The 23,791-nt window shown below is 60.4% G+C and carries 23 protein-coding genes and 1 tRNA gene; 8 read left to right on the plus strand and 16 right to left on the minus strand.

Annotated elements, in window-relative coordinates; all coding sequences use genetic code 11:
• Nucleotides 1-65 precede the first annotated feature (65 nt).
• The 3 genes from KI810_RS11240 to KI810_RS11250 are packed head-to-tail and all read left to right on the plus strand — an operon-like array spanning nt 66 to nt 3,589.
• A complete protein-coding gene (locus KI810_RS11240; RefSeq protein WP_425513897.1) occupies nt 66-1,430 on the plus strand; it encodes a S41 family peptidase in 1,365 nt (454 codons plus the stop codon).
• Nucleotides 1,408-2,328: a tRNA (adenosine(37)-N6)-dimethylallyltransferase MiaA gene (gene miaA / locus KI810_RS11245; protein ID WP_214175634.1), complete on the plus strand. Its 921-nt coding sequence runs from the start codon at nt 1,408-1,410 to the stop codon at nt 2,326-2,328. Before KI810_RS11240 ends, miaA begins: the two co-directional genes overlap by 23 nt.
• The gene (locus tag KI810_RS11250) at nt 2,318-3,589 is read left to right on the plus strand and encodes a glycosyltransferase family 2 protein (RefSeq protein ID WP_214175635.1); all 1,272 of its coding nucleotides are present in this window, start codon (nt 2,318-2,320) and stop codon (nt 3,587-3,589) included. Before miaA ends, KI810_RS11250 begins: the two co-directional genes overlap by 11 nt.
• Nucleotides 3,590-3,611: 22 nt before the next feature.
• Here KI810_RS11250 and KI810_RS11255 read toward each other — a convergent pair whose 3' ends face one another.
• Entirely contained in the window at nt 3,612-4,532 is a 921-nt protein-coding gene (locus tag KI810_RS11255; protein ID WP_214175636.1) for a zinc-ribbon domain-containing protein, read from the minus strand.
• Between the two features lie 365 nt (nt 4,533-4,897).
• Here KI810_RS11255 and KI810_RS11260 point away from each other — a divergent pair, with 365 nt between their 5' ends.
• The 3 genes from KI810_RS11260 to KI810_RS11270 all read left to right on the plus strand — a co-directional run bounded on the left by KI810_RS11260 (nt 4,898) and on the right by KI810_RS11270 (nt 8,169).
• Complete coding sequence (locus KI810_RS11260; protein WP_214175637.1) at nt 4,898-6,577, plus strand: ExeA family protein; 1,680 nt, start codon at nt 4,898-4,900, stop codon at nt 6,575-6,577.
• Nucleotides 6,574-7,272: a general secretion pathway protein GspB gene (locus KI810_RS11265; RefSeq protein ID WP_214175638.1), complete on the plus strand. Its 699-nt coding sequence runs from the start codon at nt 6,574-6,576 to the stop codon at nt 7,270-7,272. The genes KI810_RS11260 and KI810_RS11265 overlap by 4 nt, the downstream gene beginning before the upstream one ends.
• 66 nt (nt 7,273-7,338) lie before the next feature.
• Nucleotides 7,339-8,169, plus strand: a complete 831-nt coding sequence (locus KI810_RS11270) for an RMD1 family protein (RefSeq protein ID WP_214175639.1) — start codon at nt 7,339-7,341, stop codon at nt 8,167-8,169.
• 24 nt (nt 8,170-8,193) lie between these two features.
• On the opposite strand, the gene KI810_RS11275 is transcribed toward KI810_RS11270, so the two are convergent.
• Genes KI810_RS11275 through sixA form a run of 7 tightly spaced genes read right to left on the minus strand, consistent with a single transcriptional unit; the run spans nt 8,194 to nt 13,505 of the window.
• Nucleotides 8,194-9,747: a Ppx/GppA phosphatase family protein gene (locus KI810_RS11275; protein WP_214175640.1), complete on the minus strand. Its 1,554-nt coding sequence runs from the start codon at nt 9,745-9,747 to the stop codon at nt 8,194-8,196.
• Nucleotides 9,744-10,634 (minus strand): CHAD domain-containing protein, encoded by an 891-nt coding sequence (locus KI810_RS11280; RefSeq protein ID WP_214175641.1) that lies wholly within the window; start codon nt 10,632-10,634, stop codon nt 9,744-9,746. The genes KI810_RS11275 and KI810_RS11280 overlap by 4 nt, the downstream gene beginning before the upstream one ends.
• 4 nt (nt 10,635-10,638) lie before the next feature.
• A complete protein-coding gene (locus KI810_RS11285; protein ID WP_214175642.1) occupies nt 10,639-11,058 on the minus strand; it encodes a hypothetical protein in 420 nt (139 codons plus the stop codon).
• Nucleotides 11,059-11,060: 2 nt separating this feature from the next.
• A complete protein-coding gene (locus KI810_RS11290) occupies nt 11,061-11,741 on the minus strand; it encodes a dTMP kinase (protein WP_214175643.1) in 681 nt (226 codons plus the stop codon).
• A 25-nt stretch (nt 11,742-11,766) separates the two neighbouring features.
• On the minus strand, nt 11,767-12,453 hold the full coding sequence (locus tag KI810_RS11295; protein ID WP_214175644.1) for a dTMP kinase: 687 nt from the start codon (nt 12,451-12,453) through the stop codon (nt 11,767-11,769).
• Nucleotides 12,454-12,981: a helix-hairpin-helix domain-containing protein gene (locus tag KI810_RS11300; protein ID WP_214175645.1), complete on the minus strand. Its 528-nt coding sequence runs from the start codon at nt 12,979-12,981 to the stop codon at nt 12,454-12,456.
• A gap of 32 nt (nt 12,982-13,013) precedes the next feature.
• Nucleotides 13,014-13,505 carry a phosphohistidine phosphatase SixA gene (gene sixA, locus KI810_RS11305; protein WP_214175646.1) on the minus strand — a complete coding sequence of 164 codons (492 nt, stop codon included), beginning with the start codon at nt 13,503-13,505 and terminating at the stop codon, nt 13,014-13,016.
• 207 nt (nt 13,506-13,712) lie between these two features.
• Here sixA and KI810_RS11310 point away from each other — a divergent pair, with 207 nt between their 5' ends.
• Both KI810_RS11310 and KI810_RS11315 read left to right on the plus strand, forming a co-directional pair.
• Nucleotides 13,713-14,015, plus strand: a complete 303-nt coding sequence (locus KI810_RS11310) for a YcgN family cysteine cluster protein (protein WP_214175647.1) — start codon at nt 13,713-13,715, stop codon at nt 14,013-14,015.
• Nucleotides 14,016-14,060: 45 nt separating this feature from the next.
• Nucleotides 14,061-15,347, plus strand: coding sequence for a DUF6178 family protein (locus KI810_RS11315; RefSeq protein WP_246525513.1), 1,287 nt, complete (start codon nt 14,061-14,063; stop codon nt 15,345-15,347).
• A 212-nt stretch (nt 15,348-15,559) separates the two neighbouring features.
• Here the strand turns inward: KI810_RS11315 and mtaB are convergent, their stop codons facing one another.
• The 8 genes from mtaB to KI810_RS11355 form a co-directional block, all read right to left on the minus strand.
• Nucleotides 15,560-16,855: a tRNA (N(6)-L-threonylcarbamoyladenosine(37)-C(2))-methylthiotransferase MtaB gene (mtaB, locus tag KI810_RS11320; protein WP_214175648.1), complete on the minus strand. Its 1,296-nt coding sequence runs from the start codon at nt 16,853-16,855 to the stop codon at nt 15,560-15,562.
• A gap of 194 nt (nt 16,856-17,049) precedes the next feature.
• The gene (gene mnmA / locus KI810_RS11325; RefSeq protein WP_214175649.1) at nt 17,050-18,165 is read right to left on the minus strand and encodes a tRNA 2-thiouridine(34) synthase MnmA; all 1,116 of its coding nucleotides are present in this window, start codon (nt 18,163-18,165) and stop codon (nt 17,050-17,052) included.
• Nucleotides 18,166-18,168: 3 nt separating this feature from the next.
• Nucleotides 18,169-19,311, minus strand: coding sequence for a cysteine desulfurase NifS (nifS, locus tag KI810_RS11330; RefSeq protein ID WP_214175650.1), 1,143 nt, complete (start codon nt 19,309-19,311; stop codon nt 18,169-18,171).
• Between the two features lie 19 nt (nt 19,312-19,330).
• Complete coding sequence (locus KI810_RS11335; RefSeq protein WP_214175651.1) at nt 19,331-19,795, minus strand: Rrf2 family transcriptional regulator; 465 nt, start codon at nt 19,793-19,795, stop codon at nt 19,331-19,333.
• A 2-nt stretch (nt 19,796-19,797) separates the two neighbouring features.
• On the minus strand, nt 19,798-20,526 hold the full coding sequence (gene cysE / locus KI810_RS11340; protein ID WP_214175652.1) for a serine O-acetyltransferase: 729 nt from the start codon (nt 20,524-20,526) through the stop codon (nt 19,798-19,800).
• Between the two features lie 158 nt (nt 20,527-20,684).
• Entirely contained in the window at nt 20,685-22,727 is a 2,043-nt protein-coding gene (locus tag KI810_RS11345) for a hybrid sensor histidine kinase/response regulator (RefSeq protein ID WP_214175653.1), read from the minus strand.
• 569 nt (nt 22,728-23,296) lie between these two features.
• A tRNA-Leu gene (locus KI810_RS11350) sits at nt 23,297-23,383 on the minus strand.
• 105 nt (nt 23,384-23,488) lie between these two features.
• The gene (locus KI810_RS11355; protein ID WP_214175654.1) at nt 23,489-23,773 is read right to left on the minus strand and encodes an integration host factor subunit beta; all 285 of its coding nucleotides are present in this window, start codon (nt 23,771-23,773) and stop codon (nt 23,489-23,491) included.
• Between the last annotated feature and the right edge of the window lie 18 nt (nt 23,774-23,791).

Below are 23,791 nucleotides of genomic sequence, written 5' to 3' on the forward strand. Positions count from 1 at the left end.
CAGAAACCCATCTACACCTGCCGTATCCGAAATAACGGGGCAGTTCACCAGGAGGCATTGGCTTCATGATGCAGAGAGTAAAGAGATTCTTCCTGCTCACGACAGGCGTCACCATCGCCATCCTGGCCGTCATGGCCAGCATGCAGTTCGTGAAACGGACGGTAACCCGAAGCGATCAGGACTACCTGAATCTGTTCCGGCAGGTCATCGGCACGGTGGACAAGAGTTACGTCGAAAAGGTCGAGCCGAAGAAGCTCATGCAAAGCGCCATCACCGGCATGCTGGCATCCCTCGACCCCCACAGCGCCTACCTCCCCCCGGAACCCTTCAAGGAGATGAACATCCAGATGTCCGGCTCCTTTGGCGGCCTCGGCATCGAAATCACCATGAAGGACGGAAAACTGACCGTTGTCTCCCCCATCGAGGACACGCCCGCCTTCCGGGCCGGCATCAAGCCCAACGATCATATCGCGAAAATTGACGACAAGCCGACTCGCGGGCTGACCATCACCGAAGCGGTCAATCGGATGCGCGGCAAGCAGGGGACGAAGGTCACCCTTTCCATCCTCCGCGAGGGGAGCCCGACACCACTGGTCTTTCCCCTGGTGCGCGCCACCATCCAGACGAAAAGCCTGAAATTCCGGACCCTGGAGCCCGGCTACGGCCTCGTGCGCATCAGCCACTTCCAGCAACATACCGGCGATGAAGTCGTCGCGGCACTGGACAAGCTCAGGGGGCAGAATGACGGCACCCTCAAGGGGCTGATCATCGACCTGCGCAACAACCCGGGCGGCCTCCTGGAATCGTGCACCCAGGTGGCGGGGCGCTTCATCGGCGACCGTCTCGACAACGGCCTCATCGTCTCGACCCGCGGGCGCCTCCCGGACGCCAACCAGCAACTGACCGCCTCCATCGGCCCCAAGGAACCTCCCTACCCCATCGTGGTACTGATCAACGGCGGCACGGCCAGCGCCTCCGAAATCCTGGCGGGGGCGCTTCAGGACCATAAGCGGGCGATTGTCATGGGCACCCAGAGTTTCGGCAAGGGGTCGGTCCAGTCGGTCATAACCCTCCGCGACGGGGCAGGACTGAAGCTGACCACCGCCCTCTACTACACTCCCAGCGGCCGGTCCATTCAGGCAAAGGGGATAACCCCGGACATCGTCGTCGGCAACATCGACCTGAAGGAGGCGAAGAAACAGACCACCCCCGAGTTTCACGAAAAGGACCTGGACGGACACATGATCGTGCCGGAGAAGGGAGATACGCAGCCCCCTTCCCCCGCCACCAGGCCGTCAACCCCGGCGAAACCCGACGGAGAACTGGCAGGAGACTACCAGCTCTTCCGCGCCCTGGAACTCCTCCGCGGTCTCGATGTCATGGCGGTTGCGCCTCTCCCCAGAAAAAATGACCGGCATAACCCGCGATAGCAACCTGCTCGTGGTGCTGGGACCGACCGCTTCGGGGAAGACCCGCCTGGGGGTGGAACTGGCACGGCGCTTCAACGGAGAGGTCATCTCCGCAGACTCCCGCCAGGTCTACCGTGGCATGGACATCGGCAGCGGCAAGGACCTGACGGAGTACGGCAGCATCCCCCACCACCTCATCGACATCGTCGAGCCTGCGTACGAATTCAACGTCTTCGAGTTTCAGCGCCGCTTCCTGGACGCTTTCGGCGATATCCTCCAGCGCGGCCGGCTTCCCGTCCTGGTGGGAGGAACCGGCATGTACCTGGAAGCAGTCCTGAAGGGATATCGTCTGGTGGAGGTACCGAAAGACCGGGTCCTGCGCGGGGAACTGGCGAACCTCGCCGTGGATGCACTCGCCGAAAGGCTGCGGAGCGTCAATCCCCGCCTCCACAACACCACCGACCTCCTCGACCGGGAGCGCCTCGTGCGGGCCATCGAGATCGCCGCGTACGAACGGAACCATGCGCCTGAGCCGCTGCCGGAAATACGGCCACTCGTCCTCGGCATCCGCTGGGAACGAAGCGTGCTCCGCCAGCGCATTACCGACCGTCTTCGGACCCGGCTCGACCACGGGTTGATCGAGGAGGTGGCACGGCTTCACGCCGAAGGTATCCCCTGGGAAAGGCTGGAATTCTACGGTCTGGAATACCGTTTCGTGGCAAAACACCTGCAGGGGGAGCTCAACCGCAACGACCTGTTCCAGAAGCTGAACAGCGCCATCCACGACTTCGCCAAGCGCCAGGATACCTGGTTCCGCCGCATGGAACGAAACGGGACGTCGATCCACTGGCTCGACGGGACCGGCGACCCGCTGGCGGAAGCGTTGGGAATCATTTCACGGGAACGGCATGACACCTGATGTCCGCTCCCGTTATCTCGGCACCCGCACAATCGACGGCAGCTGGGAGCTATCCGGCTGCGGCGAAACCGGCTTTGCGGGAACCGTGGTCATCCCCGCTCTGGCGGAAAGCGCCCGCCTCGGCGCGACTCTCCGCTCCCTCGCCGCCAATCCGCCCGAACCCCTGGCCCGTTTCCTCATCGTCGTGGTGGTGAACCATAGAACCGACGCCCCGGATCGCGACAAGGCCGACAATCGTGCAACACTCGCGTTGCTCCCCGCGTGGGGCCAACGGCTCCAGCAACTCAGGCTTGCCTGGGTGGATGCTGCCACCACCGGCAGGGAACTGCCGGTCAAGGGGGGAGGGGTAGGCCTGGCCCGCAAGATCGGTCTCGATCTGGCCCTTTCCCGTCTTGCAGGCAACGACGTCGACCCGCTCCTGGTATGCCTCGATGCCGACACCCTCGTGGAGCCATCCTACCTGCAAGCCATTATCGATCATTTCAGGGTGACGAAACGCGGGGGCGCCATCATCCCCTTCCGGCACCAGGCGGGAGAGACATCGGCCGAACAGGCCGCCATCGACCGGTACGAACTGTTCCTCCGGAGCTACGTGCTCGGGCTTGAACTAGCCGGCTCGCCCTATGCCTTTCATACCGTCGGAAGCGCCATGGCCTGCACCGCGTCAGCCTATGTGCGGATGGGGGGAATGAACCGCCGGGCCGCGGGTGAGGATTTCTACTTCCTCCAGCAGCTCCACCGGACGGCTGGCATCGACCAGGTCCGGGGAACGACGGTCCACCCGGCATCCCGCCCATCCCATCGCGTGCCGTTCGGTACCGGGCGGGCCATCGGACGAACCCTTGCCGGTGACAGCTCGGCCATCGGCTTTTACCACCCGGAATGCTTTCTTCTGCTGGGGAAATGGCTGCAACTGGTAGGTAACGGTCTGGGTAGTGATGGAGATGAACTGCTGGCGGCTGCGGCAGACGCCTCACCCCATCTGGCCGAGTATCTGGAGAAAGAAAGTTTCGGCCCAACCTGGGCCGGGCTGCGACGCAACAACCGGCACGAAGACACGCTGCTTCAGGCTTTCCACGGCTGGTTCGACGGCCTCAGGACCATGAAACTGATCCACCACCTGGCGGCCGGGCCTCTCCCCCGCTGCGGCCCGGAAGCGGCGCTCCCTCCGTTGCTGGAGCGGGCCGGGCTGAAGCCGGCCATGGGGGTGGGCGATCAACTGGAACTGTTGCGCAACGTCCAGGGCATTGCGTTAAAATAGCTCATTGGTGCCAGGTAGAACCTCAGGCAATCTCCTCGAACAAGTCACTGACCAGGTCGCCGCGCAGGAACCAGATGGCGGCCAGGAATGGTGCGGCCAAGAGCGCAAGCATGACCAGAGTGCTCACCACGCCGATGAGATAGTAGAGGATGGTTGCATCGCTCGACGAACGCCGGACCCAGTTCACCAGGGAAACCAACTGGTCGCCGGCAACATAGGCCAGTCCCCACCAGGCACAGATCTCCAGTCCCCTGCGAGCCCAGGGGAGCAGCCTGAGAAAACAGGCGGCGACACCGATCGTCACGGCGCCGAACAGTATCTGGACAACCGGGAACACCACTCCACCCCATACGGAGTGGAGCGCGGCAAACTCCTCGGCAAGAAACTGGTCTCCCGCAACTTCCCGCAATTTGTCATAATAGGAGCTGATTCCCAGCCCGGAATAGACTATGACGGCGAGTGCTGCCAGGACGAACGTCCACCCCACCAGCTGCACCGGCAGGGGGACAACGGCTGCCGGCTCGGGAGGTAAGTCCGGCATGGCACCAGGACTGCCGTACGATCTGCCGGCATTCTTCTCTTCGAGCCGGCGGAGATCCTCTTCAGCACGCTGCCGTATTTCGGCCGGATCAAGCGCCTCTTGCTGCCGGGGGGGCCTGCCCGGCGCCGGCTGCGCCGGAGCACTCCCACTCTTCCCCTTCTTCTCGTTGTAATCCTTGATCACCAGACCGCAGGTTGGGCAGATATCGAACCGCTCTTCGGAAAAGGTCGAAAACCGGCAGGCCGGACATTCGGTAGCCGTATCCTTCCAGCTGGCAGTCGCCTCTTTCTTCACGAAAAAACTGGTCTTGCAGCGGGGACAATCCATGTTCATTCCCTCGGCGGGAACATTCACATCGCTTATCTGGCCGCTGAGCCGGCAATGGGGGCACTGAATTTTCATCGTCTGAACCTTCCTTACAGATGCAGTTGACGGGGAATCGCCGCAATCGACGTTTGCGTGTGGCGGGAACGCAATGACATCAATGACTGCACGGAGTTAAGGCTAGCAAATTTTGTACCCTGCGACATTTACATGACACTACGCTGCAAACACTGAAAAAATGGGCACAAACTAAATTGTTGCAGAAGAGACATCGGCCCTCAGACTGGCGATCTCGCCCCTGACTGACAAAAAACGTCTCCTCGACGCGCCATCGCCGGAAAGCCCGCAGAACCCGATTCCCCTTGTAAGCGACCGATAGTTATGGAATAATCTCAAGGTGATAACATTCCCCACGTGACCCCGGCCGACGAAGGATCAACCCCATGTACTGCACCTATTACGGGTTTCGGGAAAAACCGTTCACCATCACCCCCAATCCCCGTTTCGTTTTTCTCAGCAAAAATCACCGGGAGGCATTCGCCCATCTTCTCTACGGCATAGACAACCACGGGGGGTTCATCGTCCTGACCGGCGAGGTGGGAACCGGCAAGACCACCGTACTCCGCACCCTCATGGAAAAGCTGGACGACGGCCGGTATCGGACCGCCCTGATCTTCAACCCCTGCATCTCTGCCCTTGAACTTCTTCGCAGCATCAACCGCGAATACGGGCTCCCCGCAGAGGGGCTCGACAACGCCGATCTCCTCGACCACCTCAACCGCTTCCTGCTGGAGGAGAACCGGGCGGGCCGTACGGTCGTGCTGGTTATCGACGAGGCCCAGAACCTTCCTCCCCAAACCCTGGAGCAGATCCGACTCATCTCGAACCTGGAAACCGACACCGACAAGCTGATCCAGATCGTGCTCGCCGGCCAGCCCGAACTGGAGCGTCTCATGTCCCGCCCGGAACTGAGGCAGCTCGCCCAGCGAGTGTCAGTACGCTACCACCTCCTCCCCCTCGACTTCGAGGATGCGCGGGCGTACATCGATCACCGGGTAACCGTGGCGGGAGGTAGAGGAGCGGCCGCCTTCTCCCGAGGGGCGTTGCAGCGGATATTTCGCAGAGCCGGTGGCGTGCCCCGGCTCATCAACATCGCCTGCGACCGGGCGCTGCTGATCGGCTATACCGACGAGAAACGGAACATCTCTGCGTCCATGGCACGAAGGGCCATCAGAGAGGTTGGCGAATTCGGGAAGACCGGATGGCCAATGGAGCGGTTGCGCACGGCATGGACTGGCCTGTTGATCCTTGCTGCCGTTGTAACGCTTATTGCGGCCTTCCACCGTGTACAGCGAAAACCGGTGCCGCCTGCTGCCGCTGTTCCTCCATCCTCCCCGCCTGCCGCGAAAAAGGGGTCTTCCCCTTCGGCAAAGCCCCCTCTCCTTCCAGCAAACGACGATTTCGCCGCGGCGGTCCGCTGGGAACTGTCCTCCACGGGAGAAAGCGCAAATGCGGTTCGGGCTTTCAATGCCCTGACAAAAGGCTGGCATGTCCGGCAGGTTACGGCCGGCAGGAAACTCTCCCTGCCCGGCGACATGGAACTTCTTGCCGCACAGCGCGGGCTTCGCCTGGCGCGCATGGATGCGGACCTCGCCACGCTGCGCCGGTTCGACGTGCCTGCCCTGCTGGAGATCCCCCTCTCCGGCAAAAACGGTAGACGCTACCTTGCACTGACCGGCGTCAATGCACAGGGGGTTTCGGTGTCGCCACCACTACTGGGAAAGAGCTCGTTCAGCGAAGCTGACCTGAAGCGCTTCTGGGCCGGCCGCGCCTATCTCCCCTGGAAGGATTTCAACCAGCTGGCACACGCCACCGCAACCGACGCAAACAGGGTGGAGATACTCCGCCTCCAGATTCTGCTTGCGGGCGCAAAAACTTACGACCACGAACCGACCGGGGTCTACGACGAGGAGACCATGAACGCCGTCAAGGAGTTCCAGAAAAGGCACGGAATCCCGGAAGACGGACGGGCAGAGGGAATGACCCTTCTTCTCCTCTACCGTGACGCGGGAAGATTCGCCATACCTCGATTGGATGGCAAAGAAAACAGGCAGAAACGATGAGTTCGATTCTCAAGGCCCTGCAGAAACTCGAGCAGGAAAAATCCAGTCGCCGCCAGGGTGCTCCCGACGTTACCGTTGACATCGCCAAACCTACAACGGCTAAACGACGCTCTCCCTGGTTTATTCCTGCCGCCATGGCCGGCGTCACCCTACTGGCTGTCCTCATCACCTACGCCGCCATGGGAGGATTCTCCCGCACCAGACTGGCGCCAGTCGCCGTTGCTCCTCCTGCCGGCACTCTCCCGGGAAAGGTGACGCTGTCCCCCCCGGCAGCGGTCGCACCTGCGACGCCCCCCCCATCCCTCTCCACGCAGCTCCCGGTCAATCAGAAGCCCCAGAACAAAGGGGTGACACCTGACCTGACCAGGACCGTCGCCCCGAGATCCGCACCCCTTCCCCGGCAACAGGCCACCACGCCTCCCCAGCCCCCGGTCCAGGCTGCCCCCCCTGTCCCGGTAAAGGTGGAACCCGTATCCTCCCCCGCCGCTCCCCCTCTGCCGGCGCTGAAAGTAACCGGCATCGCCTGGCAGAAGGACAACTCGTCACGGCTGGCGATGGTAAATGGCGCAGCGGTGGCAGAAGGAGGGAGCGTGGGAGGTGCCCGGGTCGAGGAGATTTTCCCGGACCGGGTCCGCTTTACGGCAGGGAAGCAGAACTTCGAGGTTCCACTGGGAAAATCCTCCGCCGATCGGTGATCCGCGGCCGGGCTCAATTTGCGTCCCCCCTCTCCGTACGTTACTATTGGGGGAGGAGGTTGCATCATGACCGGACGGGAATTCACCGCCTTTGCCCTGGCAGGGGAGATAGACCTGAACAGGCTTGCCGGCCAACTCGGAATCCACCGTCGCTACCGATGGGAAGAACCGCTCCTCCTCAACCCCGACACCCTCACACCGATTACGGCTGAACAGGGCCAGGGGCGGCAGGTCTACCTCTACTATTTCGGCGGCGTAGTGTTCATTGATTGCCCCGACCAGGTCATGGCCGACTTTGCCCACCGGATGGGGAACACGGTAGAGGCATTCAAGACCTTTTCAGCCGGCAGATACCGGGAAACCTACTCACTGCGCGTGGAAGCCCGGCGAGAACCTGTCGTCGCCAACAACTACGCCATCGTGCCCGTCTATGCACCGATATTCTCCGACCTCATTGCCTTCGTCATCGCAAAGTCCGTCGCCCTTGAACGTATCGAGGAGAACGTGGACACGGTGCTCGATGAGGTCGAGGGGCTCATTGCCCTTCTCGACAAGGGGAAGGTCGGCATCCCCGACCGGCGCCTTGCCAAACTCGCCTCCACCATCCTCAACTTCAAGTACCGCTCCATCTCCCACGTTATGATCCTCGACAAGCCCGACATAACCTGGGAAGATCCTGCCTCCGAACGTCTCTACCTGACCATGGCCAATCAGTTCGAGCTTTCCCAGCGCTACCAGGAGATAAAACACAAGTCCGATACGCTTCTCGATATCACGGAGGTTTTCTCAAGCCTCTCCCATGCGCGGCGCGCCGCCCGCCTGGAGTGGATTATCATTATTCTCATCTTCATCGAGATCGTGATTTATGTTTTCGATATTGTCCGCAAGGGAGGATGATGCCGGAGATTTCCCGACGGCAGGTCAGGAGATGGCAGGAGAAGCGGCAGGGGTAGGGGTCAGCTGAAGTTTCCGCTCGAAGGCAGCTTCCATCAGGTCTCCCTTCAGCTTGCCGCCGAACAGTTCCACCGAAAGGTCTTCAGCCCCGGCCAGACGGAGGGTGAGTACCGACGGCGAAAGCGAGCATTCCACCCCCTGAACGAAAGAGTTGCGGCGGCGGTCGAGACCATCGGCAAGACGGAGGATGCCGCCAAGGCGGTTTACCAGCCGCTGATCGGGCGGGGCAAGACGGGCAAAGCTCTCGTGCTTCTTTTTCGGCAGGGACTTGCGGTGGTAACGGGCGATGTTGGCGATCAGTTCCATCTCCCGCGGCGTGAAACCGAACAGGTCGGCGTGACGGATCAGGTGGTAGGAATGCTTGTGGTGTCGGGAATAACTGATGAAATAGCCGATGTCATGGAGCAGGGCGGCACTCTCCAGGAGCTGTCGCTCCCGTTTCCCCAGCCTGAAGTGGTCCGCCAGGGGATCGAATATCTGCAGCGCCAGTCGTGCCACGTGACTGGAATGCTCCTCGTCGAAATGGCAGGAGCGGGCAAAATCGAGTACCGACTGCCGCCAGCTTCGCGCCCGTGGCGACCCCGGCAGCAGACGGTGCTTTTTCAGGCTGCGGAGGATGAGCCCCTCCCGGATACCCCGCTCGTTGACCTTGAGCAGGTTGGCGCCGACGAAATCCATCAGTTCGTCCACCGCAACCACGCCTGCCACGATGATGTCGGCCCGGTCCGGATTCAGGCCGGGCACCCCCCGCCGCCCCTTCAGATCCCTGCGCAGTAGCATGGCAAGAAGGTGCACCACTTCGGAACGGAGCACCTCGTAGCCATGGATCGAACCATACCCCTCCTTGCGCATGGCCATGACCATGGCGGCAATGGCGGTCATGGTTCCCCCCGAGCCGAGGATCGTGTTGAGCGCAACCTCTTCTCCGTAAAAGGCTTCCTTGAGGGCCTTGCGGACATGCTTGCGCAGTTTCGCGTAATCACCGCGGCTGACCGGGTCGGATCCTATGAACCTCTCCGTCAGGACAACCGCCCCCAGCTCCAGGGAATAGATCTCCTCGATGTGGGCGCCGAGGGCCGTGACGATTTCCAGGCTGCCGCCCCCGATGTCGACCATCGCATAACGCATCCCTTCCATGTCGAAGTTGTTCTGGGCGGAAAGGACCGCCAGTTCGGCCTCTTCGTCCCCACCGATTACGGTGACGTCGATGCCGATGTCGTTCCTGATGGCGTCGACGAACGCAACCCCGTTTACTGCCTTGCGCACCGCACTGGTTGCGACCGCTTCCACGTTTTTCACCCTGTAGCCGTCAAATATTTTCTTCATCCGGGAAAGGCCGTCCATCGCCCGCTGCCAGGCGGCAGGCGCAATCGCACCGGTCCTGGCAAACCCCTCCCCCAGGCGCACGGTCGCTTTCTCGTCGTCAAGAATTCTGAAGGTACCGGTCGCATCCACCTCCACCACGATGGAGCGTATGGAGTTGGTTCCGATGTCGATGGCAGCCAGCCGGTTTCCTTTCACAGCGCGCTCCTTACCCGTTCACCGATGCCGTTTAGGGGTTTGTCTTTCAGGAGAACCAGAAATTCCCCATGCAGTTCACGCCGTTCCCGGGCAATCGATTCCAGCACGATTCGCTCCGCCGAAGGGAGAAAACCCGCTTTCCGCACCAGCCCGGCGAACACATCCCGGTCGTGCATCCGACCAAGCAGGTCCTGGTAGCACTTCAGAACATCGATGTTTTCCTGAGATCCCCTGGTGACCGGAAAGGACAGAATCTCCAGCCGGTAGCGAAAGTGCTTGATTGCAATCCGCAGCTTGTGCTGGACAGCGATACCGGCTTCATCGCGCGCTTCCGGCACCAGGTCCAGCACCAGCGACAGCCGCTCCTCGATGGCCTGCCGGGCAAAGGAACCGATCGAGGAGAAGGGGTTCACCGCTTCGGATGGCAGGGAAAAGAGGCGGGGGGTACCGAGCGTTTTCCGGAAATTGTCGCGGACAACCCTGATTGACAATGATTCCAACGCCAACGTCAGATGCCGTGCCCCCTGATCCCGTTCCTTGCGCAGACCGGTGATGAGGGTGTCAAGGGAGGCGGCTTCCGGAACGCCCAGCCGTTCGACGAGGCAGCCGAAATAGAGGAGCGCCTCGTCAGCATTGCGCATCTCCCCCAGAAGCCGGGTTACCCCCTTCACCCGGCGGATGACACGGGCAAGGGGACTGGCGGGGTAGCAGGGGGCGAAAAGCGCCAATCCCTCCCGCAGACGCCGGGAGGCTACCCGCAGGTCATGGATCGGCTCCGCCTCGCCCCCCTCCAGAACCTGCTGCCAGCAGTGAAAAAACTCCTTCAATCGCAGGTGCAGGAGCGCACGGGCGGCAAGCCAGAGGGGCGTGTCGGCGCCGATCGTCATAAGGCTACCCGGTGTCTTCAAGGGAATGGGATACCGGCACCGCCACTTTCCCGGACTTCCGGAGTACCGGCAACTTCACCTTATCCTGGGCGTCGGTCAGGGCATCCATGAGTTCGCCGATGAGCCGGTCCACATCCTTTACGTCCTTAAGGCGCCCCTTGGCAGGCTTTACCTTGAGATGTCGCACCATGCGCAGCCATGCAGGCGCATCCGCCTTGACCCGGCCGGCAGGGAGCGCCGTAAGGTAGGCGATGAGAGTTTCGATCTCACCTTCCCGGCGCAGGATGAAGCTCTCGCCTATATCACGCACCAGGCGCCTCAACTGCCTGAGCTCCGCGGTCAATTCCGCCTGAAGGTCCTTGCCGTTAGCCCCTTTGCCGCGTTTACCGGTATCCTTTCGTCCCTTCCCTTCCTTGCCGAGCATCCCTAGACCTCCAGTTTCTGTTCGACGAGAGAGGTTATTTCCCTCCCGACGGACCGGATGGAAAGGTTGCCGCTTACCACATGGAAGGAGTACTCCTCCTGCATCAGGGCGAATTCCTTCTGGATCAGGCGCTGGTAGCGGATGAAGCTGTCGAAGATGTCCCGGGAAAGCCCCAGGTCCATCCCCGCCTCCCAGTAGTCGAGGGTGGGGTTTTTGCGAAAATTCCGCTCCACCAGCTGGGCCGGGCTGACCCGCAGATAGATGACCAGGTCAGGGACGGGGGCAATGCCATAGAGAGACTGCACCCATTCCCGGTCGGCACCCCGGACGACGTCACGGGCCATGAGGGTATAGATGTAGCGGTCGGCAAGGACGATGAAACCGGCCCGGAGAGCCGGCATGATGCGATTTTCAAGCTGGTCGGCGAAATCGGTGGCATAGAAGAGGCTCCGGGTGATCTCGCTCAGGACATTCCCCTGCTTGGCTTCCTGCAGTTCCTCCGATACGAGGGTGGAGCGCCGGAGTCCCATGTTGACCGTGGCATGCCCCTTCCCTTCCAGGTAATCCCGCAGAAGATCGATCTGGGTGGAACGCCCCGACCCGTCCGCCCCCTCGATCACCACCAGCTTGCCGACCAGTTCTTCCGCTCGCACGCCCGGTATGCCTTCGCCGTAAAATCTCATAACACCTCTGCACTGGCAGGTTTTGTCATCGCACGGTCTTCCAGCGGTAGCGGGGGAGGTCAATGGCCTGACTTACCATATCCCGAACCACCGCCTGTTGAGTCTCGATGGTGGCCGAACCGTCGATGACCCGAAAACCGAACTCATCCTTCATGGCCAGATATTCGCGATAAATCCGCTCCTGAAAAAGACGGAAGCTTTCGTAAGGGTCGTTCGCAAGCCCCAGATCCATCCCCGCTTCGTGGAATTTGAGCTGGGGGCGGCCGGAAAGGATGCGTGACAGGGCAACCTGAAGGGGGGTATTGAAAAAGAACGTGATATCCGGCCGGCGGGCAAAGCCATAGAGGTTATGCAGCCAGGGGCGCGCACAGCCGCGCACCGCATCCCGGGCGAAGGCGGTAAAGATGTAACGGTCGCAGAGGACCAGATACCCGGCCTTGAGGAGCGGCAGAATCTGCCGCTCGTAGCGGTCGGCAAAATCGGTGCAGTGGATGAGGCTGAAGGTGGTAGGGGTGAGGAGCTGTCGCTTCTTCCCCTTGCTGGTGGCCTTCTTGACGATAACCGATGAGTTCCATTCGGTGAAGAACACCTTGGCGCCGCTCATCTCCAGCCAGCGCTTGAGGAGATATATCTGGGTAGACTTGCCGGAGCCGTCGAGCCCTTCCACCGCGATCAGCCTGCCGGGGAGTTCGGTAGTGAGACTTGATTTCATCTAGGCGAACACCTTCCGGAGAGATTTGCGGGCTTTTTTCAGCCCCCTTCCCACATCCTTGAAACGGGCATCGGTTAGTTCGAGGAGGCGCTTTTCCGCTCGCACAAGCCCCTTCCCGGCTTTTTTCACCCGCTTCCCCAGCTTCTGCTCGACCTTTTCCAGAGACGCCAGCGCCTTGAAGAGCTCCTTCTCCACTTTCCGCCCTGCCTTGCCGGTGAGTTCGGCCTGGAAACGCTCCTTGAGCTGAAGGGGCATATCCTGCAAGCGCTTCTTGAGAAGTGCGGCACTCTTTTTCAACTCTTCCACCTTCTCTCTCCGGTCGCCATCAGCCGTCCCTGCAAGCGCTTCCGCCTGGGAGATGATGGACGGTATACTCCGGGGGTTGATCCCACGGATCTGTGCCAGTCCCGCAGTGCCGGCAGCAGCTATCTTGGCGAAGGTATCCAGTCCTGCCGCAGCAAGACGGGCTGACAGCACCTCTCCCACCCCCTTCAGTTTCTGCAGTTCCTTTTCCCGTTTTCCCGACATAGCTGGTTCCTTTCCTGTCTCTGTAGAGTTTCTCACGGCAGCTCTTTACTCACCTTGTTGCCGGCGATCAGCCAGCGAAACCGGGCCGATGCCGCCCCGTTCCGAATGTCGAGTTTCAGCGACAGCACCGCCCCCTTCTTCAGATGCACCGCGTCACCGGTTCCCAGCAGCTGTGCCGCCAGTATCCCCAGGTCGGGCTCGTGTCCCACCAGCACCAGCTCCCGGCAATCACCCATGCGCTCCATAATCTTCCGGAATCCCCCCAGGTCAAAACCGGGGGACAGCTCCCCGGCCACCTCGACTGGCCCCTGGTACGCAAGTACCTGTGCCAGAATCTCGGCAGTCTGAACCGCCCGGACCAGCGGGCTGACAAGAATGCAGTCGGGGGCAAGCCCCTGCTTTCCCGCTTTGGTAGATATTGTGCGGAACGATTCGCGACCGGCCGAAGTGAGATAGCGCCAGGAGTCATCCAGCTGCGATGTACGCTCCACCGCCTCCCCATGTCGAACCAGACAGAGCTTCACGGCAGTCACTCCCGTCGTTGAACCGTGTACCGTAAAAAACAGTTAACCAGAAAACGGAGGGAATTCAATGTGATTTCGTGGAAAGACGGCCAATCAGCGCAGTTTTTACCTGTTTGTAACATTTCAAGGCGCCACCATGCCGGCTCCGCAGGGTATCGGGTGCTGAATCATTGACAGCAGCGGTGGATTGTGTGGTATTCTGACCGCATGCACACACCAGACACCGACACTGAAGAGTGGGAAGCCCTCTGCACCCATTGCGGACTCTGCTGCTTCGAAAAGCTGGAGAACGAACGGGGCACCGTATTCTTCACCCAGACCCCCTGCCGCTACCTGGACGTTGTCACCCGCCAGTGCCGCATTTACTCCCGCCGCTTCGCCATCAATCCGGACTGCATCCAGCTGACCCCCGAGCTGGTGGAAAAGCTCCACTGGCTCCATGACGAATGCGGTTACCGGAAGGCTCTCGGTCTGAGTCGTACGAACCGGCAACAACGGCGCAAATCCTGACCTTCATCCCCTTAATCAGCACAACCCAAGGAGCACCGACAAACCATGACCAGCGATAACGACCGGCATAAGCCTGCCCTGTCCCTTTTGCCAGGAGGAAAATGCGACGCGCGCGACTTCGCCTCTCTCCCCCTGGACCGCAAACTCGCCATGCTGCACACCCTCCCCGCCCGGCGGAATATGGAGCTGATCCTCGACGATCCCGCGGCGGCAGCCCTGGTTCACGCCTTCCAGCCCCAGGAACTCTACTGGCTGGTGGAGGAAATAGGCTTCACCGACGCCCAGGAACTGATTACCCTCGCATCGCCGGACCAGTGCCGGTTCTTCCTCGACATGGAGCTCTGGGACAAGGAGACCTTCGTGCCGGACAAAGCCTGGGAGTGGTTCGGCCACTTGCTGGAGATGGGAGAGGAGCGAATCGTCGAAATCATTCCCGAACTCGACCATGAACTGCTCCTCCTCTTCCTGAAACAGGCGATAACCGTCGGCGGCGGGACCGGCGACCTTATCAACGACGAAGAACGGCTTTTCGAATGGGATCACACCTTCGACGAGCTTTACTTCATCAGCTACCGCGAGCCGCGCCATGCCCAGCTCGTCGGCGCGCTCCTCGACATCATCTACCGCCACTACCACGACCTCTACCGCGAACTGATGGAGGGGGTAAAGCACGAACTGTTCAGCGAGGTGGAGGAACTGGCCGGGCAGTTCCGGTCCGGCCGGCTCGCCGACCTGGGCTTCCCCGACCCCCTGGAAGCCGCCGCCCTTTATGCGTATCTCAACCCCGCCACGTTCTCGCCCGCCACGGATAAGGGAGATGTCATCCCCACGGAAGCAGAACAGGGTCTCCCTGTCCCCAGGAAAAGTGGAGACTCGTTTCTGGTGCGGGTACTGGATGGCGTTGCCAACGAAGGTATCTACCAGGAGCTGAACTACCTGGTGAACACCGCCCTGGTTGCCGAAGGTGCGCCCCTCTCCGATGTGGCTGCCCTGCAGTCGGTCATGGAAAGGGTATACGGTTGCCTGAACATTGCACTTGAAGATTTGAGCGGTGGGAACGAAGGAACGGGACGGGAGATTGTGACGGGAGAGTACCTGAAGCGGCTCTTCCAGCTGGGCTTCAGCATGCTTCTCGATCTGCAGCGGCAGGCGGCGGAAGTCAGGAGCGACAACTATGCCGCCAACAAGGCCCTCAAGGGGCTCAAGGCGACGTGTCCCCGGTTCTACCGGGGGCTCGACCCGGACCACGCCGACGGCTACCGGGAATTCAGGGCCCTGGCCGATGTGCAGACAGTGCGAGAATTCCTGCAGATACTGGCAGGTGCACATTAAACGCTGATGGACGCTGACGCGAACGGATTACCGCAGATTATAGCGGAAAGGTATGACCCTGAAATAGCAATTCATTACCACAAAGACGCAAAGTTCGCAAAGAAATCATAGAGTTAAAACATCTTTTTTGAACATCGTTTGGGTTACAGAATATATTCTTTACGTTCTCGAATTCCTTCGCGTTCTTCGCGTCTTTGCGGTTCAAGTTCCGTTTACAGGATAACCTCCCCCCTCACGAGTTCCCGTTCCACGGCAACGATCCGCACCGGCACTTCCCGGTTGACCAGTTCATCCCCCCCGGCAATGACCATCGGCAGATAATTGCGCGACAGACCATGCACGAGGCCGTCGCTGTCGGGACGCAGCACGAGGACCGGCAGCACGCGCCCCAGGAAGCGCCGGAAATAGGCGCGCCGTTTCTCGTCGGACACCCGACGGAGGGCCTGAGCCCGTTCCCGGATAACGGAGGGATTCACCTGACCAACCATGGTGGCGGCCGGCGTCCCTTCACGGGGGGAAAAGGGGAAAACGTGAAGGTAGGCAAGGGGAAGGGACTGGATGAACTCCAGCGTGCGGGTGAACTCTTCCGCGGTCTCACCCGGGAAACCGGCGATGATGTCGCAGCCGATGCAGACGTCGGGAATGGCGGTCACCAGGCTCTCCACCACGTCCCGGAAACGGGCCGTCGTGTAGTTGCGGTTCATCCGCTGGAGCACCTGGTCGTCACCGCTCTGGAGCGGGATGTGGAAATGGGGGCAGACCGTCCGGGACGACGTCAGGAAGGCAATCAGTTCGCGGGTTACTTCCGTCGGCTCCACCGACCCGACCCGTAGCCGCGGCACGAGCCGTCCCTCTTCCACCCCTTTCAGGAGATGGAGGAGCGTGATGGGGGGATTCAGATCGAGACCGTATCCGCCCAGGTGGATGCCGGTCAGCACCACTTCCTGGAACCCCGCGGCGGCAAAGGTCCGTACACCCGCCAGCGCTTCTGCCAGCGGGACGCTCCGGCTCCCCCCCCGGGCGTAGGGGACGATGCAGTAGGAGCAGAAGGCATCGCAGCCGTTCTGCACCTGGAGAAAGGCCCGGGTGTGTTCGGTGAAGCTCTCCAGATGAGTCCCCTCCGTCTCCCGCACCCGGGAGATGTCGGAGACCAGTACCCGCTGCTCGTCTCCCAGTTCCCGCAGAAGCCCCACGAGCCCCTTTTTCTCCAGGTTGCCGATGATGAGGTTCACCCCCTCCATCTCCTGCAGTTCTTCGAAGGCCACCTGGGCATAGCAGCCGGTGACCACGATGCGGGCCGCCGGGTTGCGCCGCCGGGCCCGGCGGATCAGCTTGCGGGATTCGGCATCGGTTTTGGCGGTGACGGTGCAGGTATTGATCACGTAGATATCCGCCGCTGCCTCGAAAGGAAGGAGTTGGAACCCCTCCTTTCCGAGTGCCTCACCCATGGCTGCCGACTCGAACTGGTTGATCTTGCACCCCAGAGTTGTTATGGCTACTGTCTGCATGCTGTCCTTCTGTCGTCGAATCTGCGGGAGGGTGCGCCCTGTGGAGCGAATGTGCCCGAGCACCAGCAGCTGTAGGCGAAATGAGGCAAAGCCGGCCGAACGGCCGGCGCGGAATGAGCCGTACAGCCGCGGTGCGAGGGTACCCTGAGCGCAACGGGGCGCTCCCTCCCGCAGATTAAGGTTTCATTCAAAATTCATACTTCAACATTCAAAATTGCCTTTTCGATCCACCCACCACCCAGCACCTCGTCATCCCGGTAGAAGACCACCGCCTGGCCGGGTGTGACCGATTTTTCGGGGACAGTGAAGCGGACCTCCGCACGGTTCCCCGGCAGCTGGATAACGGTGCACGGCACCGGCCGGTGCCGGTAGCGGATCTTGCAGGTGGCTTCCAGCGGAGCTTCCGGCGGGGTGATGATCCAGTTGAGGTCGGTGGCAAGAAGACCAGGGCTCACAAGCTCTTCCCGGCCTCCCACCACCACCTGCCGCTTCTCCGCATCCACTCCGAGCACATAGAGGGGGTGGGGATGGGCAATTCCCAGCCCCTTCCGCTGTCCCACCGTGTAGCGGTAGGTTCCACGGTGCCGGCCGAGGACGTTCCCCCGGCTGTCGACGATGTCGCCGTCCAGCTCTCCTGCACCCCGCGCCTCCTCCAGAAAACGGACGTAGTCGTTGTCCGGCACGAAGCAGATCTCCTGGCTCTCCCCCTTCTCCGCCACCCGCAGTCCATAACCGGCCGCCAGCTGCCGCACCTCCGGTTTGGTCATACCTCCGAGGGGGAAGAGGGTCCGGGACAGTTGCTCCTGGGTCAAGGTGAAGAGGAAATAGCTTTGGTCCTTACCGGCATCCTGTCCTGTGTGGAGATGGCAACGGCCGGTTTCGTCACGCTCCACCCGCGCGTAATGCCCCGTGGCAAGATAGTCGGCGGCCAGGTCCCGGGCCTTTTGCAGCAGCAGCTCAAACTTGATACGCTGGTTGCAGCGTACACAGGGATTGGGAGTGCGGCCGCGGAAATACTCCCCTACGAAGTCGTCGATCACCAGTCGCTGAAACTCCTCCTCGAAGTTCACTACATAGAAGGGGATGCCCAGTTGCTCCGCAACCCGCCGGGCATCGTGGATGTCGTCGAGGGAACAGCAGGTATCGAATTTCTCCCCGTCCGGAGCGGTGAATTTAGCGTAGTCCCAGACCTGCATGGAAATACCGATAACCTCGTACCCCTGCTCCTGAAGAAGGGCTGCGGTAACCGACGAATCCACGCCGCCGCTCATGGCGACGACCACCCGTTGTTTTCTGTTGGTATCTGTCATGATTCAGGAATTCCGCAACCTTTCCACGAGGGGGGGCAACAGTGCCAGCACCCGGTCCACATCCTCCTCCGTACTTTCCGCTCCGAGCGAAAAACGGACAGAACCCCTGGCGTAGACAGGGTCCAGGTCCATGGCGGCAAGGACATGGGAGGGTTTGAGGGTTCCCGACGCGCAGGCGGAGCCGGACGAAACGGCTACGCCGGCAATATCGAGATTGAGAAGCAGCGAGTCGGCAGCCACATCCCGGAAGGAGATGTTGGAGGTATTGGGAAGTCGCTCCGTCGGATGGCCGTTCACCCTGGTGTGGGGAATCCGTTCACTAACTCCCCGCTCCAGGCGGTCGCGCAGGGTGGCCAGGCGCTGCGCCTCGTCGGCAAGCCCGGCCCCGGCCAGCTCACAGGCCTTGCCAAACGCCACGATGCCGGCCACATTTTCGGTGCCGGCCCTGCGGTTCCGTTCCTGGGATCCGCCGTTCAGGAGAGGGTGGAGTTTCGTCCCGGTCCGGACCAGGAGGGCGCCAACCCCCTTGGGGGCGCCGAGCTTGTGGCCGGAGATGGCGGCCAGCCCTATCCCCATTTCCCTTACATTGACCGGCACCTTGCCGAAGGCCTGGACGGCATCGCAGTGGAAGCAGACCCGGCGTTCGGCAGCAAGGGAGGCTATCTCCTGCACGGGGGAAAGGGTGCCGGTCTCGTTGTTGGCGAACATGAGGGAGATGAGGAGGGTGCGGCCCGTTATGGCCGCCGCCAACTCGTCAAGGGCAGGCAGGCCGTGACGGTCCACCTCCAGCCACGTAATGTCGTACCCCTGCTGTTCCAGCGCGAGACAGGTGTTGATAACCGCAGGATGCTCAACGCGGGAGGTGATGATGTGGTTACCTTCTCCACGCCGGGCTGCAGCAACTCCCTTGATTGCCATGTTGTCGGCTTCCGTGCCACAGGAGGTGAACACCACTTCCACCGGCTCGCAGCCGGCCAGGGCAGCCACCCGCTCCCGCGCCTCCTCCACTGCCCCCCGAACCTGTCGACCGGCCCAGTGGATGCTCGACGGGTTGCCGAACTGCTGCCGGTAAAATGGCAACAACGCCTCCAACACCGCCGGTTTGACCGGTGTCGTGGCGTTGTAATCCAGGTAAATCAGCCCCATGCTGTCGTACTCCCTGCGCTCAGCCCGTCGGTTGGCAGACGCCTTTTTCGTTATCTCCTCCACCTGCCGGCCTGGTTCGCGCCTCCCGCGTCAGGTCCGCCAGGGTGATGGAATCGAGAAACCCCTTGATCCGCTCCCCCAACCCCTGCCAGACGGTATGGGTGAGACAGCGGGCACCTCGGCGGCAACTCCGGTCTCCCTCATCAAGGCAGGCCACGGGACTGAGCTGTTCTTCAACGGTTTCCACGATTTCACCGACCTTGATGGCCGATTCCTGGCGGGCCAGCACATACCCCCCGCCGGGGCCACGAACGCTTGTAACGATCTGTCCCTTTTTCAGGCGGAAGAACAGCTGCTCCAGGTAGTTGAGCGGGATCTCTTCCCGCCGGGAAATTTCTTTCAGCGACACCGGCCGCCCTTCGGAATAGAGGGAGAGGTCCACCATGGCCCGCACCGCGTATTGAGCCCGCGTGGAGAGACGCACGGTCAGGCCCCCTTGGAAATCTGCTGCTTCAGCGCCTCGTGCTCGGTCGCAAGAGCCTCATACTTCCGCTCCAACTCGCGGATCTGGTCGAACAGGCAGGCAATGGCCTTCGCCTCCGGATCGGGAAGCTTGCCGTGCTCCAGGTCCATCCTGTCGGCCGGCTTTTCCGTCGACACGACCACGCGACCGGGAATACCCACAACCGTGGAATTGGGAGGGACTTCCTTTACCACCACTGAATTGGAACCCACCTTGCTTCCCCGGCCTACGGTAAACGGTCCGAGGATCTTGGCGCCGGAGCCGACCACCACGTTGTCCTCCAGGGTGGGATGCCGTTTAACCTTTTCCCAGCTCACCCCGCCAAGGGTTACCCCGTGATAGAGGGTCACGTTGTCGCCGATCTCGGCGGTCTCGCCGATCACCACCCCCATGCCATGATCGATGAAAAACCCCTTGCCGATGGTGGCGCCGGGATGAATCTCGATACCGGTGAAAAACCGTCCCAGATGGGAAATCAACCGGCCGATGAAATACTGTTCGTGCAGCCAGAACCAGTGGGCAACCCGGTAAAACCAGATGGCATGGAGCCCCGGATAGCAGAACATAACCTCGGGCACGCTCCGGGCCGCCGGGTCGCGGTCGAACACCGCCTTTATGTCATTTTGCATGCGAGCAAACATCGTCTCCCCCTTAGCTGCGGCTGTACCAAAAACCTCTTTCCTGAGTAACATACCTTACTATAATTGTCAAGTATGCAATCGAATCCAAGGAGGAGATGCCCCTCCGCGGAACGCCCCAGTGCTGCGGTCAGCGCGTCAGAGGGAGAGGGAGTGGCGGGAACGGGAGGAAAATCGTGCCGATTCGCCGAGAAACTGGGGTGCAGAAGATTTCAGGAGGAAGGACAGCTCGGAAGGGTAAAGGTGAAGATGCTCCCCTTCTGGGGAGCGCTGTCGACCCACAGGTCTCCCTTGTGGGCCGCGATGATGCGCTTGCAGATGGTGAGGCCGAGACCGCTCCCTTTCCTGGGGCCGCTGGTCGCACCGACCTGGCAGAATTCGTCGAAAATCTTGCTGTGGCATTCTTCGGGGATTCCCACGCCAGTGTCGCTGACGGTCACCCGGACATGTTCGCCATGGCGTCCCGCCGAAATGCCGATCCCACCCCCGGGGGGCGTGAATTTAATGGCGTTACCGATCAGGTTGGTGAGAACGCACGCTATCTGGGCAGGATCGAAGCAGGCCGAAAGTTCTTCGTCAATCGGCTCGATGGAGATGTGCAGACCATTTTGCTCCGCATAGGGTGCGAGGACAGAGTAGACGTCCCGAATGGGTTCGATGATTTTTTTCTCTCCCAGGTTCAGGGTGGGGCCACCGCTCTCGATCCTGGCAAGGTCGAGCATGCTGTCTATCAGGTCCACCAGCCGCTCGCCACTCTCCACTGCCGCTTTCAGATACTGCCGCTGGGTCTCGGTCAGGGTCCCGGCGTCACTCTCGCCGAGAAGGGCGCAGTAGCTGTACATGATACTGACGGGGATGCGCAACTCGTGGGTGGCCGTACGGATGAATTCCGACTTGAGCCGGTCCAGGCTCCGCAATCGCTCATTGGCATCTTGCAACTGCTTCTGAAAGCGGCGTTCTTCGGTGACATCGGTGAAGGAGCAGATGAGGTACCTTCCGTCAAGCCGGTAGTCGCTCACCGACATTGATACGTGGAGCTTCTCCTCCCCCTTGGTGAGAAAAACCAGATCACACCGGCGCCGGTATTCGCGGCCGACAAAGAAACTCAGATGGTTTTCCAGGGCATCCTGCCGGCATTCATCCGCAACGATATCAGCAAGGCCAAGATCAAGTACCTCATTGCGTGAGTAACCGAGCATTGCCAAGGCGCTTCTGTTGACGTACACCAACTCCCCCCGGGCATTGAGAGCCATAAGCCCATCCGATGCATGCTCAAAGAGGAATTCAAAAAGAGCTTTTTCCCGCAGCTCCCGCTCCAGTCGCTCCTTGACCTCGCGCAACTCCTGGGACTCTCCCCGAGCCTTTTCGTAGAGGTAGGCATTTTTCAGCGCGGAGGCCGAGACATTGGCCACCAGTTCGCAGAATCGAAGCTCGCGGCTGGAAAATGAATTGCCGGCGCGGGCAGTCCTCAGCATGAGCGTGCCTATCACCTCGTTCCGGTAGATGACGGGCAGCACGAGAATCGAGGAGAACGCCAGCCCTGAGATATGTTCCCTCACCTCCCGCATGAGCGGATGATTCTTCACATCTTCCAGGACGAGGGATTTGCCGGTACGGATCACTTCGCGGATCTCCGGATACCGATCCAGCGTTATCCGTAAGCCATTGATGCCGGGGTCGTCACTGGATGCCAGCACATAGCCGTAGTCGTCCCCCTCTGACAAACGGACAATGGAACAACGCAGTACGTCCATGTTGCCGGCAATTTTTTCAACGATGATCTGAAGAATGCGCCGTGTATCAAGACTTGAGGTGATGGCCTGGGAAATCTCCAGCAGAATCCCCGTGTCCGTGACCTCCTGGCGAAGCATCTCGGTGGATGACCGTTTTGCCAGGTTGGAGTTGATCCGCGCCAGCAGTTCGTGACTCGCAAACGGCTTGTTGAGATAATCGTCCGCCCCGGCCGCAAAGGCGTCAACCAGTTTATTCTTTTCCTTGTTCGCCGTCAGCACGATTACCGGTATGGACGCAGTTTGTGGATCAGCCTTGAGCCGACGACATGCTTCAATGCCATCCAGGCCCGGCATCACCATGTCCATCATTATCAAATCCGGCTGGAATGTGGCAGCCAGCGCACACGCGGCTGCACCATCGGCCGCCTCCGCAACCAGCATTCCCGCGGCAAGGAGTTCGTCGTGCAAGAGTTGCCGGGCAAACGCCTGGTCATCTACTATGAGAATTTTTGGTAGTGCCATAAGCTCCAAGCCCCACGACTTCAATGGTATAAAAAATTGTGCAATTTACATACCATTGATTCGTGTATCCATATAAACCATAACGGCTACCGACCTCTCGTACCTGGGCGAGCGAGTAACACATGCTCTGCCAGCAAAAATATGTCAGAGAAATTAGCCCGTTAGCGCAGACGCCCTCTGTCCGCAAATTCATTCACGCAAAAACAGAGCAGACACACGCACCCACTACTTGTAAATTTGTCTAACAATTCACATATTTCACTCTCAAGACTTTACGCCATATAACTGTGAGCGCGACCTTACCACAACAACATAGCATGCACTGCTCAGCTAAATGGCGATGCTGTTATTTTTTAGAGATATATCTCAAAATAAGGGCCTACTCTGATGTTAAGTAACTTGGGCCAAATAACCAAACCTATGGTTTGAGTTTACGGGGTTTCCTCGTTAGACCAAGGGACATATCATGTAATGCTACCTGACCTGCGTCAAATTACTTGCACATAAAAAAAGAGGTAGACTAGTGTCTACCCCTTAACCTAATTGTTTAACACAATCATCTATTTACATGGTGCCCGAAGCCGGGGTCGAACCGGCACAGCCTTGCGACCGAGGGATTTTAAGTCCCTTGCGTCTACCAATTCCGCCATTCGGGCCTTATCCGGTCTCTTTCGCCGCGGTGAATCCCGGGATAAACAAACGGGAGGAGAATATCACAAGGTGATTTCCCCTCCCGCTAGAGACAAAACCGCTGCCACCGATCAGTCGAGGGTATTGACCCGTTCCCGCAGGTCCTTGCCGGTCTTGAAGAATGGTGTCCGCTTGGCCGGAATCCTGACGACTTCGCCGCTCTTCGGATTACGCGCCTCGCGCGGTCCCCGCTCGCGTATGGTGAAACTGCCGAATCCGCGGATTTCAACCTTCTCTCCCTTTTTCAGGGCAGCGCTCATGGCATCGAACACCAGGTTGACCACCAGCTCGGATTCCTTGCGGGTCAACACACTGTTGGCCTCTACTATTTTTTCTACGAGTTCACTTTTTGTCATACGCACACCTCTTCCCTG

It is taken from the genome of Geomobilimonas luticola, from assembly GCF_018476905.1.
Taxonomy (GTDB): Bacteria; Desulfobacterota; Desulfuromonadia; order Geobacterales; family Geobacteraceae; genus Geomobilimonas; species Geomobilimonas luticola.